The sequence below is a fragment of the Candidatus Binataceae bacterium genome (assembly GCA_035308025.1).
Classification (GTDB): domain Bacteria; phylum Desulfobacterota; class Binatia; order Binatales; family Binataceae; genus JAJPHI01.
In genome coordinates this window covers 15392-29961 of the sequence record DATGHL010000039.1, presented here as the reverse complement: position 1 = coordinate 29961, position 14570 = coordinate 15392, and the positions used below count along the sequence as shown (strand labels likewise).

General features: G+C 62.2%; 15 protein-coding genes. 3 read left to right on the top strand and 12 right to left on the bottom strand.

Annotated features, from left to right (window positions below; translation table 11 throughout):
* Nucleotides 1–150 precede the first annotated feature (150 nt).
* Nucleotides 151–2016: a glycosyltransferase family 39 protein gene (locus VKS22_11770; protein ID HLW71287.1), complete on the top strand. Its 1866-nt coding sequence runs from the start codon at nt 151–153 to the stop codon at nt 2014–2016.
* Between the two features lie 34 nt (nt 2017–2050).
* On the opposite strand, the gene VKS22_11765 is transcribed toward VKS22_11770, so the two are convergent.
* Entirely contained in the window at nt 2051–2848 is a 798-nt protein-coding gene (locus tag VKS22_11765; GenBank protein HLW71286.1) for a Sir2 family NAD-dependent protein deacetylase, read from the bottom strand.
* A 98-nt stretch (nt 2849–2946) separates the two neighbouring features.
* Between VKS22_11765 and VKS22_11760 the strand changes: the two genes are divergently transcribed.
* Nucleotides 2947–3387: a GNAT family N-acetyltransferase gene (locus VKS22_11760; protein ID HLW71285.1), complete on the top strand. Its 441-nt coding sequence runs from the start codon at nt 2947–2949 to the stop codon at nt 3385–3387.
* Nucleotides 3388–3419: 32 nt separating this feature from the next.
* Here VKS22_11760 and VKS22_11755 read toward each other — a convergent pair whose 3' ends face one another.
* The 3 genes from VKS22_11755 to zwf all read right to left on the bottom strand — a co-directional run bounded on the left by VKS22_11755 (nt 3420) and on the right by zwf (nt 6709).
* Complete coding sequence (locus tag VKS22_11755) at nt 3420–3737, bottom strand: SMR family transporter (protein HLW71284.1); 318 nt, start codon at nt 3735–3737, stop codon at nt 3420–3422.
* 95 nt (nt 3738–3832) lie between these two features.
* Nucleotides 3833–5065 (bottom strand): acetyl-CoA acetyltransferase, encoded by a 1233-nt coding sequence (locus tag VKS22_11750; GenBank protein HLW71283.1) that lies wholly within the window; start codon nt 5063–5065, stop codon nt 3833–3835.
* Between the two features lie 102 nt (nt 5066–5167).
* Nucleotides 5168–6709: a glucose-6-phosphate dehydrogenase gene (gene zwf / locus VKS22_11745; GenBank protein ID HLW71282.1), complete on the bottom strand. Its 1542-nt coding sequence runs from the start codon at nt 6707–6709 to the stop codon at nt 5168–5170.
* Nucleotides 6710–6885: 176 nt separating this feature from the next.
* Between zwf and VKS22_11740 the strand changes: the two genes are divergently transcribed.
* Entirely contained in the window at nt 6886–7338 is a 453-nt protein-coding gene (locus VKS22_11740) for a VanZ family protein (protein ID HLW71281.1), read from the top strand.
* A gap of 48 nt (nt 7339–7386) precedes the next feature.
* On the opposite strand, the gene VKS22_11735 is transcribed toward VKS22_11740, so the two are convergent.
* The 8 genes from VKS22_11735 to VKS22_11700 form a co-directional block, all read right to left on the bottom strand.
* On the bottom strand, nt 7387–8142 hold the full coding sequence (locus VKS22_11735) for an SIMPL domain-containing protein (protein HLW71280.1): 756 nt from the start codon (nt 8140–8142) through the stop codon (nt 7387–7389).
* An 11-nt stretch (nt 8143–8153) separates the two neighbouring features.
* Nucleotides 8154–8654, bottom strand: a complete 501-nt coding sequence (locus tag VKS22_11730; protein ID HLW71279.1) for a GreA/GreB family elongation factor — start codon at nt 8652–8654, stop codon at nt 8154–8156.
* A gap of 88 nt (nt 8655–8742) precedes the next feature.
* Nucleotides 8743–8976, bottom strand: coding sequence for an Lrp/AsnC ligand binding domain-containing protein (locus tag VKS22_11725; GenBank protein ID HLW71278.1), 234 nt, complete (start codon nt 8974–8976; stop codon nt 8743–8745).
* Nucleotides 8977–9015: 39 nt separating this feature from the next.
* Entirely contained in the window at nt 9016–9906 is an 891-nt protein-coding gene (locus VKS22_11720) for a 3-hydroxybutyryl-CoA dehydrogenase (protein HLW71277.1), read from the bottom strand.
* A gap of 48 nt (nt 9907–9954) precedes the next feature.
* Nucleotides 9955–10287: a hypothetical protein gene (locus tag VKS22_11715; protein HLW71276.1), complete on the bottom strand. Its 333-nt coding sequence runs from the start codon at nt 10285–10287 to the stop codon at nt 9955–9957.
* Nucleotides 10288–10528: 241 nt separating this feature from the next.
* Nucleotides 10529–11668 (bottom strand): glycosyltransferase family 4 protein, encoded by a 1140-nt coding sequence (locus VKS22_11710; GenBank protein ID HLW71275.1) that lies wholly within the window; start codon nt 11666–11668, stop codon nt 10529–10531.
* 15 nt (nt 11669–11683) lie between these two features.
* The gene (locus tag VKS22_11705) at nt 11684–13282 is read right to left on the bottom strand and encodes an oligosaccharide flippase family protein (protein ID HLW71274.1); all 1599 of its coding nucleotides are present in this window, start codon (nt 13280–13282) and stop codon (nt 11684–11686) included.
* A gap of 61 nt (nt 13283–13343) precedes the next feature.
* Nucleotides 13344–14546 (bottom strand): glycosyltransferase family 4 protein, encoded by a 1203-nt coding sequence (locus VKS22_11700; protein HLW71273.1) that lies wholly within the window; start codon nt 14544–14546, stop codon nt 13344–13346.
* Between the last annotated feature and the right edge of the window lie 24 nt (nt 14547–14570).

The window sequence follows — 14570 nt, the reverse complement described above, 5'->3', positions numbered from 1 at the left end:
CCGACTGGAGGGGTTCGCCGCGGGGTCAGTCATCATGGCGCGTGGCGCTAATGCTGCATCGGCGCCGTCGCGCCGCTATCGTAGTCGCCGGCAACCGTATTGAAAACCTCCGCGGCGAGGACGGCGACCAACCGGCGCGCCAAAAGAAAGATGGAAGTCGAAACAGCATCATCCCAGTCCGTGCAGAGCCCGGCGCCGCTGCACGCGAAGCGCACTGGGCTGCTCGACGCGCTCGCATCGCCGCGCCGTGCGCTTCCGCTGATCACGATCGTCGGCGCCCTGCTCTTTCTCCTCAATCTCGGCGGCTATCCCCTCTACACCAAGGGCGAGCCGCGGGAGGCGGTGACCGTCTTCGACATTGTCAATGGCGGCGGCGTGATCCTGCCGATGCGCGCCGGCGTCGAGCTTCCGTCGAAGCCGCTCCTGATGCACTGGCTGGCGGCGATCATCTCGGTGCTGGCGGGCGGCGTCGGCGAGTGGACGGTGCGGCTTCCTTCGGCGTTGTGCGCGATCGCCGCGATGCTCGCCTGTTATCTCTACGTGCGCCGGCTGTTCGAGGCGCGCGCCGCGCTCTTCGCGGCTCTGATCCTCGCTACGACATTTCAATTCGTGCAGGCCGGGCGCGGCGCGCGCGTCGATATGACGCTGAGCTTTTTCATGGCGATCGCTTTCTTCGAGTTCCTGGCGATCGCCGAGGGGCTCAGCAACCGCACTACTCTCCTCTATCTCGCGCTCGCGCTTGCGATCCTGACCAAAGGCCCGATCGGCGCGGCACTGCCGATCCTGGTCGCGATCATCTGGGTCGCGATCTATCGCCGCTGGCAGTTGATTCCACGCCTTCACCTTACGCGCGGAGCGGCGATCGTCGCGCTGCTCGGCGGCGGATGGTACCTCGCGGCGATCCTGGCCGGCGGGGGCGCCTTCATACGCAAGCAGATCCTCGCCGAAAATCTTTATCGATTAATTCCGCACGGCGCCGGGCACGCCGCCCACGCCCATCCCTTTTACTACGAAGAAGGGGCGCTGCTCGCGGGTCTGATGCCGTGGACCCCCGTCGCACTAATCGTGATGCTTCAATTCATCCGCGCCAAGCGCGGCGCAGCGAATTCGAGCAGGCCGCCTGCCGTCGAAGAGCAAAGCCCGAAGAGCGTCTGCGAGGCGAATGATAAAGTCGGTCGGAGCGATTCGCGCCTCGGCTATCTCGTCGTCTGGACGTTGACTGTTTTGCTTTTTTACAACCTGCCGCAAAGCAAGCGCGGTGTTTACCTGCTCGCGCTCTATCCCGCGATTAGCGCCCTAGTCGCTATCTTCCTTTGCGATGCGATCGCGGCCGGCGACCCAATGCCGCGGCTTACCGCACTCCTATCGCGCGCCTACGGTGGAATCCTGGTGGCCACCGGGCTCGGCGCAGCGCTCAGCCTGGCGACGCTCTTTCTCTGGCCCGGACGCACCAACTCAGTATTGCGGATGTTCGGGATTCTCGTGCCGGAGTTGACGGGTCGGATTGCTGCCCAGGCTCATGCGTGGCCGCTCGCCACAATTGCACTCCCGATCGCAATCGCTGCCGCAGGAGCATATCTCTTACGCACGCGTCCACGGATCGAGTCGCTGATCACCACACTCCTGGTTGGGCAGGTGGGCGTCGTACTCGCGATCAATCTCGTGATCGAACCCGCGATCGCGCAAACGCTCGCGCTCAAACAATTCGCGGCCGACACGCGAAAATTCGCCGCCGGCAGCGCAGTCGGCTACTTCGGCAATCTCGACTATGGCTTCGCCTTCTACAACGGCCGCGATTTGCAGCTCACGACGCCGCTCGACGCGAGCGGGCCTGCCCTCGTCGTCAGCCCCGAAGATGACTGGAGACTCGTACCGCCGCGGCTCAGCGTCAAGTATCGCGTGATACTGCGCAGCAATCCGACCGACCTCGACGGCAGCGGCCGGATGCTCCTGGTGCAACGCATCGCGGCGCCCGGCGTCCCGGAGACGCCGCCCTCACCGCGCATCCATCCCTAGGCCGCGCGCTGAATTGACTCGTCGGCAAAGCTCCTCAGGACAGCTTTGCCTTGCGCAGCTCGGAGACCGCGGCGGTCAGCCGCGGCAGGATTTCGCCGGTCGCTCCGCGCAGGCTGAAGTCGCACAGCGGCGTGATCTCCGATTCGTAGAGATTTGCTTCAATCAGTACGCCCCCGTGCTGCTTGACCTCGAGCGCGAAGCCCGCCGCCGGATAGACCGTCGCCGAGGTGCCGGCGACGAGTGCGAGATCGGCGCGCGCCGAATGCTCTATACAATCCGCCAGCACGTCGCGCGGAATCGGCTCGCCGAACGCCACCGTATCGGCCTTGAGCAGGCCTTCGCATCGCGGACAGGCGGGCGGCAGGTGCTCGAGGCTGATCTGTTCCGCGGCAAAGCGATTGTTGCACTCGATACAGCGGATCAGCTTCCAGTTGCCGTGAATCTCGGCGAGCGCTTGCTGGCCGGCCTGCCGATGGAGATCATCGACGTTTTGCGTAATCAGAAAACGCAGCGCGCCAAGCGCTTCCAATTCCGCCATCGCGATATGGCCCGGATTGGGTCTGGCCACTTTGAGCGGCCCCCACAGCTCGTCATTCTGCCGCCGGAGCCGTTCCTCCCAACCCTTTTTCGGATCGTTGAGGAAGATTTGATAGCCGTTCATCGGCGGCTCGCCGTGCTTGGTCCACAGACCGCCCGGTCCGCGAAACGGCGGAATCCCGCTCTCAACTGAAATCCCGGCCCCGGTCAGCGCGATCGGGTAGTCGGCGTCCAGCATTGCTCGCGCCGCTTCAAGCAGTTCACGATCGGTGGCCTTCGCTACTGTTTGCGCCATGAAGAATTCGTATCACAACTATTACAGGATTATGTATCCCTCTCTCTCAACGCCGCAGTGGTTTGACGCTCGCCCCGCCCCGCGCTACTCAAGCTCCTATGACGAAGAGCTCGCCTGTCCGGATTGTCGAAATCAACGATCGTGCTGCGATGGAGCAGGCGTGGGCGCTGCGCCGAGTCGTCTTTATTGAGGAACAGCAGATCCCAGAGGACATCGAAATGGACGCGGACGATGCGCACGCGTTCCATGTCCTCGCGTTCGAGGGTGATACGCCCGTCGGATGCGGCCGCATGGTCACGCATAGCAATCAGGTCAAGATTGGCCGGATGGCGGTGCTGAAAGCGCGGCGCGGTGAAGGCATCGGGCGCCAGCTCCTCGAATATCTGATCGAGGCGGCGCGGCGGCGCAAGTTCCGCACGGCGCTCCTTCATGCGCAGCTCCACGCTGAGGGTTTTTATCTCAAGAATGGGTTTCTCCCCGTGGGCGAGATTTTCGACGAGGCCGGCATTGCTCATCGCGCGATGACGCGCGAGCTCTAGCTGAAACTGGGCGACGTCCGACGATTCGCCCGTTACGTCCGGCGTAACCAGAGGATCCCGATAATCACCATCGCGACCGCGCCGAGCCGCGACGGCGAACAGCTCTCGCCCAGGACAAAGACGCTGAGCGCGAGCGCGGCCACGGCCTCCAGTCCCAGGACCAGAATGTAAGCGACGCCGAGATCGGCACGTCGCATCCCGAGCGCCTGCAATCCCGCCCCGAGCGCAAACAGGATGAACAGCAGCGCCGTGGGCAGCGGCCGCGACAGTCCGTCAGAAAGCTTCATGCAGAGCCCGCCGAGCGCATAGACCATAGCCGCCGTAATCAATTGTGCGAAGGCAAAATTCATAGGCGTCGCGGCGAGCCTCCGAGTAGGCCAAAAAAAACGGTGGCATCGACCATGCCACCGTTTCGATTGAGCAAAATTGAGTAATGCGTGCGGTCTTAGCTGCCGATCACAAACGCGCAACTGGTCGTGCCGCTGCCGCCGATATTAAGCATCGCGAAGGTCTTCGCGCCGTCCACCTGATAGTCGCCCGCCGTGCCGGTCACCTGCCGATAACAATCGAGCATCTGACGCACCCCGGTCGCGCCGACCGGATGACCCGCGCCGATCAGCCCGCCGCTCGGATTGATCGGCAGCTTCCCACCCATCTCGATTACGCCCTCCGCGATCGCCTTCCACGATTCACCGGGCTGCGTTATTCCGAAATGATCGATCGCCATGTATTCCGAGGTCGTAAAGCAGTCATGCGTCTCGATCCCGTTGACCGCGAATACGGATTTAACTCCGGCGCGCGCGAAGGCGTCGAGTATCGCCTGACGGGTGTGCGGCAGTACGTAGGGGTTATCGCGGCTCTCGGCGACTTTGGCGTCAAATTCCATCCGCGCCGTATGATGGCCCCAGCCGCGAATCTGCGGGATGGTTTCGAGCTTGCGCCCGACCCGTTTCGCATAGCCGGCGGCAAACTCCTCCGACGCCAGGAAAACGATCGCGCAGCCGTCGCTGACCTGCGAGCAGTCGCGCACCTTGATCCGTCCGGCGATCGCCTGGTTGAACTTTTCCCGCTGTTGCGGATCGTTCTCGCTGCGCGGCCAGTTACGCGTCTGCGCCAACGGATTGCGTCGCGCGTTGGCGTAGTTCACGGCCGAGATCTGCGCCAGGTACTCGTCCTTGAGACCGAAGCGCTTGTCATATTCGTCGCCGAGCCGTCCGAACAGGCGCGGGAATGGATATTCCTTGCCCTTGCATTCACGCTCGTACCAGCCCGCGGTGCCGAGGAAATCGCCGCCGGTGGCAGTATCGACGGTTTTCATCTGCTCGAGGCCGACCACCGCCGCGCAGTCGTAGCGCCCGGCCTCGATCTCCGCCGACGCCGCCAAAATCGCCACCGAGCCCGAGGCGCACGCCGCCTCATGACGCGTGGTCGGCAGGCCGGCGAAGGCCGGATCGAGTTCGAGGAAAAATGCCCCGAGCTGTCCCTGCTTCGCATAGAGTTCGGCGGCGAAATTACCGACGTGCGCGGTCTTGATGTCGCGCGGCTCCAGGCCGCTGGAACTGAACGCGGTCGTCGCCGTCTCACGCATCACTTCGACAAAGTGCTGGCCTTCCTTGTTCCAGTTGCGCGCGAAATCGCTCTGCGCTCCTCCTAGAATATAGACCGGTGACTGTCCCATATTACGATTCCTCTCCGTTATGCAATCGACACTTCTGCCGATAAAGATTTTTGACGCAGCTCGCCGACTCACTTGCCCGATCAACGCCGTTGAAACGTGGCGTCAGAGCCGAGGCGCCGCGTCAGCGCTCGTGTTGCGCCAGGCGCGGCCATCCTTGCCGATCATTACATCAGCGGCGGCAGGACCGAAACTGCCGGCAGGATAATCCTGAATCGGGATCGATCGGTCGGCCTGCCATTGATCAAGGATCGACTGGACAAACTGCCACGATTTTTCGACAAAATCGGCGCTGACAAACAAAGTGTGATCGCCCGCCATGACTTCGAGCAGCAACCTCTCATAGGCCTCCGGCGACTGGCCGGAAAACTCGCTCTGATAGCGCAGGTTCATCCGCACCGGCCGCAGCACGACGTCAAGTCCCGGCTGCTTCGCCAGCACTTCAAATGAGAAGCCTTCGTCGGGCTGAATCCTGATCGTCAGGGCGTTGGGCGGCAGCTGCGCGTTGCGATTGAACAGGATGCGCGGGGTGTTCTTGAATTGGACGTAGATCAGGCTTTCGCGTGCAGGCATCCGCTTGCCGGTGCGCAGATAGAACGGCGCCCCGGCCCATCGCCAGTTGTCGATGAAGAGCTTGATCGCGACGAAGGTTTCGGTCTGCGAGTCAGCCGGAATCCCGCTTTCCTTAAGATAGCCGGGCACGACTTTGCCCTCCGCCAGGCCGTCGGTGTAGCGCCCGCGCACCACGAGGTCGCGCGCGCCGCCGGGCGCCAGCGGCCGGATCGCGCGCAGCACGTTGAGCTTCGCATCGCGAATCGCACCGGCGTCGAGCGCGACCGGCGGGTCCATCGCGATCAGCGCCAGCAGTTGCATGATATGGTTTTGCACCATGTCGCGCAGCGCGCCGGCGGGATCGTAGTACATCGCGCGCGCGCCGACGCCCTCGCTCTCCGCCACCGTGATTTGCACATGATCGATATTGCGCGCGCCCCACATGCCCTCGAAGATCGCATTGGCGAAGCGCAGCGCGAGCAGGTTCTGCACCGTCTCCTTGCCGAGGTAGTGGTCGATGCGAAAAATCTGCGATTCGTCAAAATGAGCGTGCAATTCATGGTTGATCGCGAGCGCGCTCTCGAGGTCGTGGCCGATCGGCTTTTCGAGCACCACGCGCGTGAAGTTCTCCGCGCCCGCTTTGGCGATCAGCCCGGCCGCGCCCAGGCGCTCGATACACTCGCGCACTGCCTCGGGCGGTACCGAGAGGTAGTAGATCCGGTTCGGCGGCAGCCCGCGCTTCGCCTCAAGCTGTTCCAGCCGCTCCTTGAGCCGCTGAAAGCCGTCCGCCTGATCGAGACCGGAGACATAGTCGAGGTTCGCAGCGAATTCGTCCCACGACCGCGCCTCGATTTCGACGCGCGAAAAGCGCTTGGCCCATTCCCGCGCATCCCCGCGAAATTTGTCGAGCGCGATCTCGCGGCGGGCGAAGCCGACCACCGCAAAATCGTGCGGGCTTTTCGCGCCGTCGCTTGCGCGCAAATTGTAGAGCGCCGGAATCAGCTTGCGCTTGGCGAGATCCCCGGAGGCGCCGAAGACCACCACGGTACAGGGCTGGGCCGGCTGCGCCGTCGCTATATGGAGCGTTTGTTCCATCGTAAAACTATAGCTGCGCGAGCGGCTCGAAGCACATGAGACTGGCGCGAAAACTACCGGCGGACGGAATCGAAACTCCGCGCAGCTTACTCAGCTCAGGCGCGCTTGATATAATCCGCCGCGCGGGTAGCGCAGCAAAAAACCAACCTGGCCAGCTCACACTTTTAGCAGGATAGATGACCACATCGACGCTTAAACCGCCGCTCGGCGGCAACCCTGCGGCTAGCTCCGGACTGACGGCCTGGGCGCCGCCGATCCTCTGGATCGGCCTGATGTTCGTGCTCTCGACCTCCCTGTTTTCCGCGGCCAATACAGTACGCGTCATCGAGCCGATCCTGCGCTGGATTGCGCCCGCCGCCTCCGCCGCGACTATCGCGATGCTCCATGGCTTCATCCGCAAGACCGCCCATTTTGTCAACTACGGCATCCTGTTCTGGCTGTTGATTCGCGGCCCGATGGCCGGGCGGCCATACGCCGCCCTGGGACTCTGCGTCCTCCAGGCCTTGCTCGACGAGGGCCATCAGGTTTTTGTCCCCGGCCGCACCGCGTCGATCTACGACGTCGCGCTCGATTCCAGCGGCGCGCTCTTCAGCCGCTTTCTCAACGCTGCGATCGCCGAGCCACTGTAGTATTGCTCCAAAGGCGCCTGCCAAAGCGCTTGATAGTCCGCGCGCTTCCTACCGCGCGATGAGATAATAATCGATCGTCGAGACGATTCGGACCTTCTTCTCGAGCGACCCCTGCTCGTCGCCGGCGACGCTGTCACCGCTGGCATCGCGGCCGCTGATCTCGAAGACCCCCTGGCCGGCGCGCCGCAGCAGGCCGAGTCGGCTGTTGGAATCGGCTGCGAACTGCTCCGCGACGGCGCGCGCGCTGCGCGTAGCGTCGGCCAGCATCGCGGGCCGAATATCGTTCAATTTGGTGAAGAAATACTGCGGCGCTTGAGGATAATTCTCACCGAGCACCACCCCCTGCTTGACCAGCTCGCCGCTGTCCTGACTCGCCGTCAGAATCTGGTCAACCTTACTTGAGCGCAGCTTGATTCCGCCCTTGATCAGATAGCGTTGCGCCGGATTCAAAGGGCGGCCCTGGAATTGGCTCGCGAAAGTATCGGTGACCGTGGTGGGCTGCACTTCGATCTCCGCAGCAGCGAAACCGTGTGCGGTCGCGAACGCCGTCACGACCGTCTGATCCTGCTCGATCGCGGCGTTAGCCTCGGCGACTTCCGCGGCAGTCGCAGTGTAGCTTATCGTCCAGGTCCCGAGGTCGGACTTGACCTCGCGCTCCGCCAGCCCTTTGACTGTTACATAGCGCTCGCCCATCCGCGCCGCATAAAAATCCTGCCCGATGAAGTAACCGCCGACGGCGAACCCGGCCCCGATCAGCAGCCCGAGTATCAACGCGCCGGCTGGCGCTAGCGGACGCTTCTCCATTTCGCGCCGCTCTAGCGTGAGCCGGCGCCATTCTCGGCGGCGAGCAGCTCGTGGATCGTCACGAGCTTGACCACCAGGTATGAGCGTTTACCTCGGGGCGTCTGGACTTCGATATCGTCGTCGGGACCCTTGCCGATCAGCGCCTTGCCCAGCGGCGAGGATAACGAGATCCGATTCTGTGCGCCGTCAACTTCCTCCGGCACGACGATCTCGTATTCGTTCCGTGTGCCGCCATCGAGGTCTTCGAGTTCGACCTTGCTGCCCAGGCCCACGGTCTGGCGCGGGATCGAGTCGAGATTGATCATCGAGAGCTCGGCGATCCGCGCCTCGAGGTTGTTGAGCCGCGCGCGCAAAAATTCCTGGCGCTGCTTGGCCATCGCCCATTCTGCGTTTTCAGACAGATCGCCATGCGCGCGCGCGCGTTCGAGCTCTTTCGGCAAATCCACAGTCAGCTCGCGCTTGAGCGTCTCCTGCTCTTTGCGCAGACGTTTAAGTACTGGCAACTCCGCCATTCGACTACCGTCTTCCTTATCCGCTCCCGCCGCGGTGTTTGACCGCGACAGCAGTGCAAATTCACTATGTTGCGCCCGAGCGGCGCGCCTAATCCGCCACGATCGATGTCAGGCTCCGATTCACTCCCACCACACTCTGGATCTTATGCACGATCAGCTCGCCCAGCGCCGAGACGTCGGCCGCCTCCGCAATCGCGATTATGTCATGCGGTCCGGTCACGGCGTGTGCGGCCGACACGCCCGCCACCTCGCGCAACCGATGAGCCACTTCGCGGGCCTTCCCCGCCGAAGTGTCGATTAGAATGAAAGCTTTGACTGCCATTGCGTTTCCCTCCTAATCCGAAGCAACTCGTAGCAGCGGCTAGCGCGCGGGCGCCACCGGCGGTACTGGATTACCCTGCGCGTCGTACGTATAAAATCCGCGCGTCGCTTTACGTCCAAGATATCCGGCGTCGACATATTTCTTCAGCAGCGGGCACGGACGATATTTGTCGTCGCCGAACACCCGATGCATCACCTCCATGATCGCCAAGCAGGTGTCCAGCCCGATGAGGTCCGCCAGTTCGAGCGGCCCCATCGGCTGGTTCGTGCCGAGCTTCATCGCGGTATCGATATCGGTCACGCCGCCAACGCCTTCATACAGCGTATAGATCGCCTCGTTGATCATCGGCAGCAGAATTCGATTGACGATGAAGCCGGGAAAATCCTCCGCGGTCATCGTGCTCTTGCCCAGCCGTTCGGCCAGCGTCCGCGTCGCCTCGTAGGTCTCGGGCGATGTCGCCAGCCCGCGGATAATCTCGACCAGCCGCATCGCCGGCACCGGATTCATGAAATGCATCCCGATAAAACGATCGGCGCGGCTGGTCCGCGCGCCCATCCGGGTGATTGAGATCGAGGAGGTGTTAGACGCGAAAATTACTTCCGGCGGGCAGATCTTGTCGAGTTTCTGGAACAGCGCAATCTTCGCATCTTCCTGCTCGATCACTGCCTCGAGGACGAAATCGACCTTAGTCAAATCTTCGAGCCTGGCCGAGGTGCCGATATTCCGCATTATGCGATCGCGCTCCTCAAGTTTAAGCCGGCCGCGTTGCACCAGACGATCAAGGTTGCGTTCCAGCCCCTGCAGACCGCGGATACAAAGCGCCTCATTGACATCATTGAGAACGACTCTGACGCCCGCCTGCGCCGCCACCTGCGCGACGCCGACCCCCATCTGGCCTGCGCCAATCACGCCCATGCTGCTGATACTCATCCCACCTCCACTATCGCCCGCGGCGGCTCACAATTCGGCTGGGCGCAATCATCTGGTTCCCGCCTTTGACGAAGCTGCTCCTGCCGCCCAGGTACCTTCGCCCGCGCCCCGCGCCGCCGCGCGCCGAATACGCTGCACATCCTCGGGAGATTGACGCCCAGGCATGCCGAGGCCGCGCATCAAAGTATTCGCCATCGTCGATGTAAGCTCATCGCGCAAGGCCGGACGCTCACCGATTTCCGCGTCGAGCACCCGATCCACCTGAATTCGGCTCAATCCTGCCGCCGCGAAGTGATCGACCAAATCGGTCCATCCCACCCGGCCGGCCTCGCGTTCGAGGACTTCGATCACCCGTGCGCACGTCGCACAGATCTTGCGCATGATCCCCGCCCGTTCGCGACAGTATCCGCAACGCATCAGACTTCAGCGCGTCGACTTCAGCGTAACGCTCCGGCCGCGCCGGTCGCCGAAACTGCTCGGGGGCCGCCGGATGACGTGAAAAGCGTCGCAATTCTCCGATGATCCATAAAAACAACGAAGCGGGCGCGGATGCGGCCTCGCTTCGTTTTGCACGCTACTCCGGACGGCAGGTCGCGGCAAGCCGGTGCGATCATCGAAGCAATCAGGCCGCACCCCGCTCACGCGATGCCGCCAGCACTTCGCACAAGTAACCTTCGAACAGCGGTCCGGAACGCTCCCAGGTAAATTCGCGAATGCAGTTCGTTCCGCGCTCGGCGAGGGCGAGCCGCAGAGCATCATCGTCGAGCACCCGGCATAAGTTGTCGAACAGCGCCGCTCGATCCTTTGGCGGACTGAGCAGCGCAGTTTCACCATCGACCGCGTAATCACGTACGCCACCGCAGTCGGTCGAGACCACCGCACAGCCCGACGCCATCGCTTCGGCCGGCGGCAAACCCCAACCCTCGGCGTGACTGGCGCATACATAGATCGAGTGAGTATTGTAAATTTCGCGCGCGAGTTGCTCCTGTCGAGGATTTCTATAATATTTCAACCACCGCGGTAACCCTTCCCGCGGCCGCTCAGCTCCGAACATGCTCAGTCGCAGTGCCGGGTAGCGCTCGTGCAGCCGCTCGAAAACCGCCACCGCATCGATGGTGCCCTTCCACGGCTGACAGCTATAAAATCCGACTACACTCCTCTGCCGCGTCGCCGGCGGCGCCATGATGCGGAAGAGCTGATGATCAACCCCGGGTGGGACGTAGCACATGTCGGTCAGGCCCATTTCATCTCCGAGTGACTGCAGCCACTTTGACCCCATTACTTTATGCATCGGTATCCGCCACGTCGCGTCAACCCGATCGCTTGGGCCGCCCCAGATCTCATAATGCTGAATGAAATAGAATTTTTCGCCCTTGATCGCAGGATACTCAGCGACATATTCCGCGGTGCGCCAAAAAGTCGCGATGACCGCGTCGGCGTCCGGGATATTTTTTTGGTCGAGGCTCTCAACGAAATTCAGCTTCACACGCCGGTCCAGCTCGAGCCACCAGACCAGTGACGCTCCGCGCGCGCTCCGGATAGCCACCGCGAGCCGCCCGCGCTTCCATTCGAGAAATTTCCCGAACCGCTCCCGCAGCGACGCGGACTCAGCTTGCGCGGCGTTGAGCGAGGCTACGGCATATGGAAAAACAATTTCCACCTGGTGTCCGCGCTGCACCAGATAGTTGGCCTGTCGATAAACTACCCGGACGCCGCCGCCGGGAGCGAGCGCCAAACCTGGCAATATAAAGGTGATGCGCATCGCCCGTTCAGCCCCCTACTGAGGCTTCACTTTCGCCACCACAAACCGGCCCGGCAACAGCCGCTGGAGCAGATCGAGGTCGTCGCGATCCCAAAACCTGAGCGCCCACAGCACCACCCACAAAGCCCCCGCATAGAACACCCCAATCGCGATCAGCGCCGCCATGCCCCGCGGCCGCGCAGCAAACCACCACGGCGTGAGCGCGTGGTTGCAGATAATCCAGATGCCGGCGCCCGCGATCGCGATCGCCGCGACCAACCGCCACAGCCACTCGCTCATGACTTCCGTCCAGCTCAGCCCCCGCAATTTGTGAAATAGCCACAGAAAATAGATCGAACCAACCGTCGAGCCGATCAACGTCCCCGCGATCACCCCCATCAGTCCAAAGATCGGCGTCAGCACGATTGTGGCCGCCACATTAACCACCGCCCCCAGCACAGCGTAGTAAGTCTCGACATGCGGCTGGCCCACCGCGCGCACGACCGTTGTCCCGACTCCGGTAAGATTGTTGATCCCGTAGGTTAACAACAACGCCGCCATGATCGCCGTGACCCAGGGATAGTCGCGGCCCATCCAGACCCGCACAATCTGCGGGCCGGCGCCGACCAGCAGCCCGGCGATCGCGCCCGTGCCCAGCGCCAGGTAGCGCGTCGCGCGGATATACATGCGATTCAGTTGACGATCATCCTTGCGTCCGTCGATCGCGGACGCCGCCGGCAGGATTGGCCCCAGCAGCGTCAAGGGCAGATTGCGCGAGAGCAGCGCCAGCCGATTAGCCAGTTCGTAGTATGTAACGCTGGTCAGGCTGACAAAGGCCCCCAGTATGATCCGGTCGGTCTCGAGATTGATTACTGCGGTCAGCATGCTGATCTGCGTCCACAGGCCAAAGCCGAACAGCCGCCGGACCAGTTCACCGTCGAGGCTCAGCGGATTACCGAACGGCCATCCGAACATCCTGCAGACCACAACCAGCCGCACGAGCGTGACGCAGAATAACGCCGCGAAGAGCCCCATCGGAACGGCCAGAATCTGCAAGTGCATGTGCAGCAGGATTACTACCGCAGTCGCGTAGACCACCTGTCCAAAGGTATCGATCCACGCCGCCACGTCGCTGCGCTGCATCGCGACAATGAAGGCGTACAGGATGCCCAACGCATTCTGGGTAACAAAATAGGCCACTGCCAGCAGGAGCAGCAGCGTCGCGAGCGCCTCATTGCGCGGAGCGACCTTCAACCAGCCCACGATATGCGGTCCTGAAAGCGCTGCGAGCGGCAGCAGCAGTGCGCCCAGCCCCAGATAGAACAGCAAGCCGAACGTCATGATTTGTCGAATTTTCCGAGCTTCGCGGTACTCGAGAAATTCCGCGAGATACTTAATGAAACCCGCGCCGATTCCGCAGTCCAGCAGGCCGAAGTAGGTTACCGTCGCACCCATCACCGCCCACAATCCATACTCCTCGGTTCCGGCCGCATGGATCACCAGCGGCAGCACAAAAAAAGCGAGACTCAAGCCGATCAAGCGGTTGATGAGCGAACTCAGCGTGCCCGCGGCCATCCGGCGCGGCGTGATTTCTGCCGGCCCCGAGCTGCGGACGCGTAAACCTGGATTAGCCATTCGGACTGGTCACCACGAAATCACGGCTTGATTAAGACGCTCCGCTAAATCCAGGAAATTTTCAAACGTATGCATGGCCTGCCAGCGAGAACGAGGAGAGATAAGCATCGCCTTCAGCGTCACCCTGTAACCAGATGTTGATTAGATCGTGAAGCCTGAGCGGACAGAGGTAATTCTCGGCGGCTTCTCCCGTTGCTTTCGATAAAGCGCGATAGAGGTCCGGATGCGTCATTAGCCTTTGCACTGCGGCCGCGAGCGACGCCGGCGCAGCGGCCTTGAAGACCAGGGCGTTCTGGTCGCGCACGAGCCGACGCAGGAACATCGGATGATCCGACGCGACCACTGGCGTCCGCGTGCACAGCGCCTCGTAGATCGTAAATGGCAGCCCCTCCGGATACTCATGCCGGCTCGGGACCAGCACCGCGTCGTGTGCTCGCATCATCTCGAGGACTTGGTCGTGGGGCAGCACACCGTGAAAAGTGACCTGTCCGGCTATGGCGTTATTCTCGGACATCGCCTGCAAGCTCAACTCGTCCGCGCCGCCGCCAATAACCGTAAGTGTGCACCCGGGCAACAAATGCAGGGCGCGCAGCGCATCGCCAATCCCTTTCGCCTCTGAGAGCTGACCGACATAAAGCAGCTTGAATGGCGCTCCGGCCGGCGCATCCTTGGGCGCGTAGTCGCGCGGAGAAACGATCGGCGGCCAGTCAAACGGCAGTATCTTATGTGGGTCGACGCCGATGCGGGCCAATTCTTGTGACGCGGCGATGTGGTGGTTGGCAACCCATGAAAAGTGCCGGTCGTTGAGCACTCGCGCCAAGAGCCACTCTTTTAATCGCGCCTTCCACCCTGAGGCGAGGAAGCTGTCGGCGAACAGTGGCAGAGTCCGTACGCGACGGCGCACCGCCCAGTGCAGCACCGAGCGGATCGGAGCAACCAATATGACGTCCGTCGGCTTCATTTCTTCGAGCGCTCGCAGCAGCTCATGGTGGCGGGCCTTTCCGCCCGATGGATAGAGCAGGACGCCGCGGGCCCCGACGCCGTTCGGTAACAACTCGAAAGGATGGTCGCGACTGAATGTGATGACCGTCACCGTGCCGTAACGGGCCGCCAGAAAAGCTACATGATCGACCGAATACTTCTGCGCGTAATAGTTCTCCTTTCCGCCCGCGGCAAATCGATGAACTGCTTCGGCATAGTCGCCGTATTGCACGAATACTATGTGTCGTAACGCAGAATCATGGATGTCGGCAGCCGTACTCATTCTACTCCGCAGCTTCGTAAGAAC

Excerpts from the sequence above, each read along its gene's own strand:
- VKS22_11770 (HLW71287.1), top strand. The coding sequence starts at position 151 with ATGGAAGTCGAAACAGCATCATCCCAGTCCGTGCAGAGCCCGGCGCCG.
- VKS22_11730 (HLW71279.1), bottom strand. The coding sequence starts at position 8,654 with ATGGCGGAGTTGCCAGTACTTAAACGTCTGCGCAAAGAGCAGGAGACG.
- VKS22_11705 (HLW71274.1), bottom strand. The coding sequence starts at position 13,282 with ATGGCTAATCCAGGTTTACGCGTCCGCAGCTCGGGGCCGGCAGAAATC.
- VKS22_11760 (HLW71285.1), top strand. The coding sequence starts at position 2,947 with ATGACGAAGAGCTCGCCTGTCCGGATTGTCGAAATCAACGATCGTGCT.
- VKS22_11765 (HLW71286.1), bottom strand. The coding sequence starts at position 2,848 with ATGGCGCAAACAGTAGCGAAGGCCACCGATCGTGAACTGCTTGAAGCG.
- zwf (HLW71282.1), bottom strand. The coding sequence starts at position 6,709 with ATGGAACAAACGCTCCATATAGCGACGGCGCAGCCGGCCCAGCCCTGT.
- VKS22_11735 (HLW71280.1), bottom strand. The coding sequence starts at position 8,142 with ATGGAGAAGCGTCCGCTAGCGCCAGCCGGCGCGTTGATACTCGGGCTG.
- VKS22_11740 (HLW71281.1), top strand. The coding sequence starts at position 6,886 with ATGACCACATCGACGCTTAAACCGCCGCTCGGCGGCAACCCTGCGGCT.
- VKS22_11710 (HLW71275.1), bottom strand. The coding sequence starts at position 11,668 with ATGCGCATCACCTTTATATTGCCAGGTTTGGCGCTCGCTCCCGGCGGC.
- VKS22_11755 (HLW71284.1), bottom strand. The coding sequence starts at position 3,737 with ATGAATTTTGCCTTCGCACAATTGATTACGGCGGCTATGGTCTATGCG.
- VKS22_11700 (HLW71273.1), bottom strand. The coding sequence starts at position 14,546 with ATGAGTACGGCTGCCGACATCCATGATTCTGCGTTACGACACATAGTA.
- VKS22_11750 (HLW71283.1), bottom strand. The coding sequence starts at position 5,065 with ATGGGACAGTCACCGGTCTATATTCTAGGAGGAGCGCAGAGCGATTTC.
- VKS22_11715 (HLW71276.1), bottom strand. The coding sequence starts at position 10,287 with ATGCGCAAGATCTGTGCGACGTGCGCACGGGTGATCGAAGTCCTCGAA.
- VKS22_11720 (HLW71277.1), bottom strand. The coding sequence starts at position 9,906 with ATGAGTATCAGCAGCATGGGCGTGATTGGCGCAGGCCAGATGGGGGTC.
- VKS22_11725 (HLW71278.1), bottom strand. The coding sequence starts at position 8,976 with ATGGCAGTCAAAGCTTTCATTCTAATCGACACTTCGGCGGGGAAGGCC.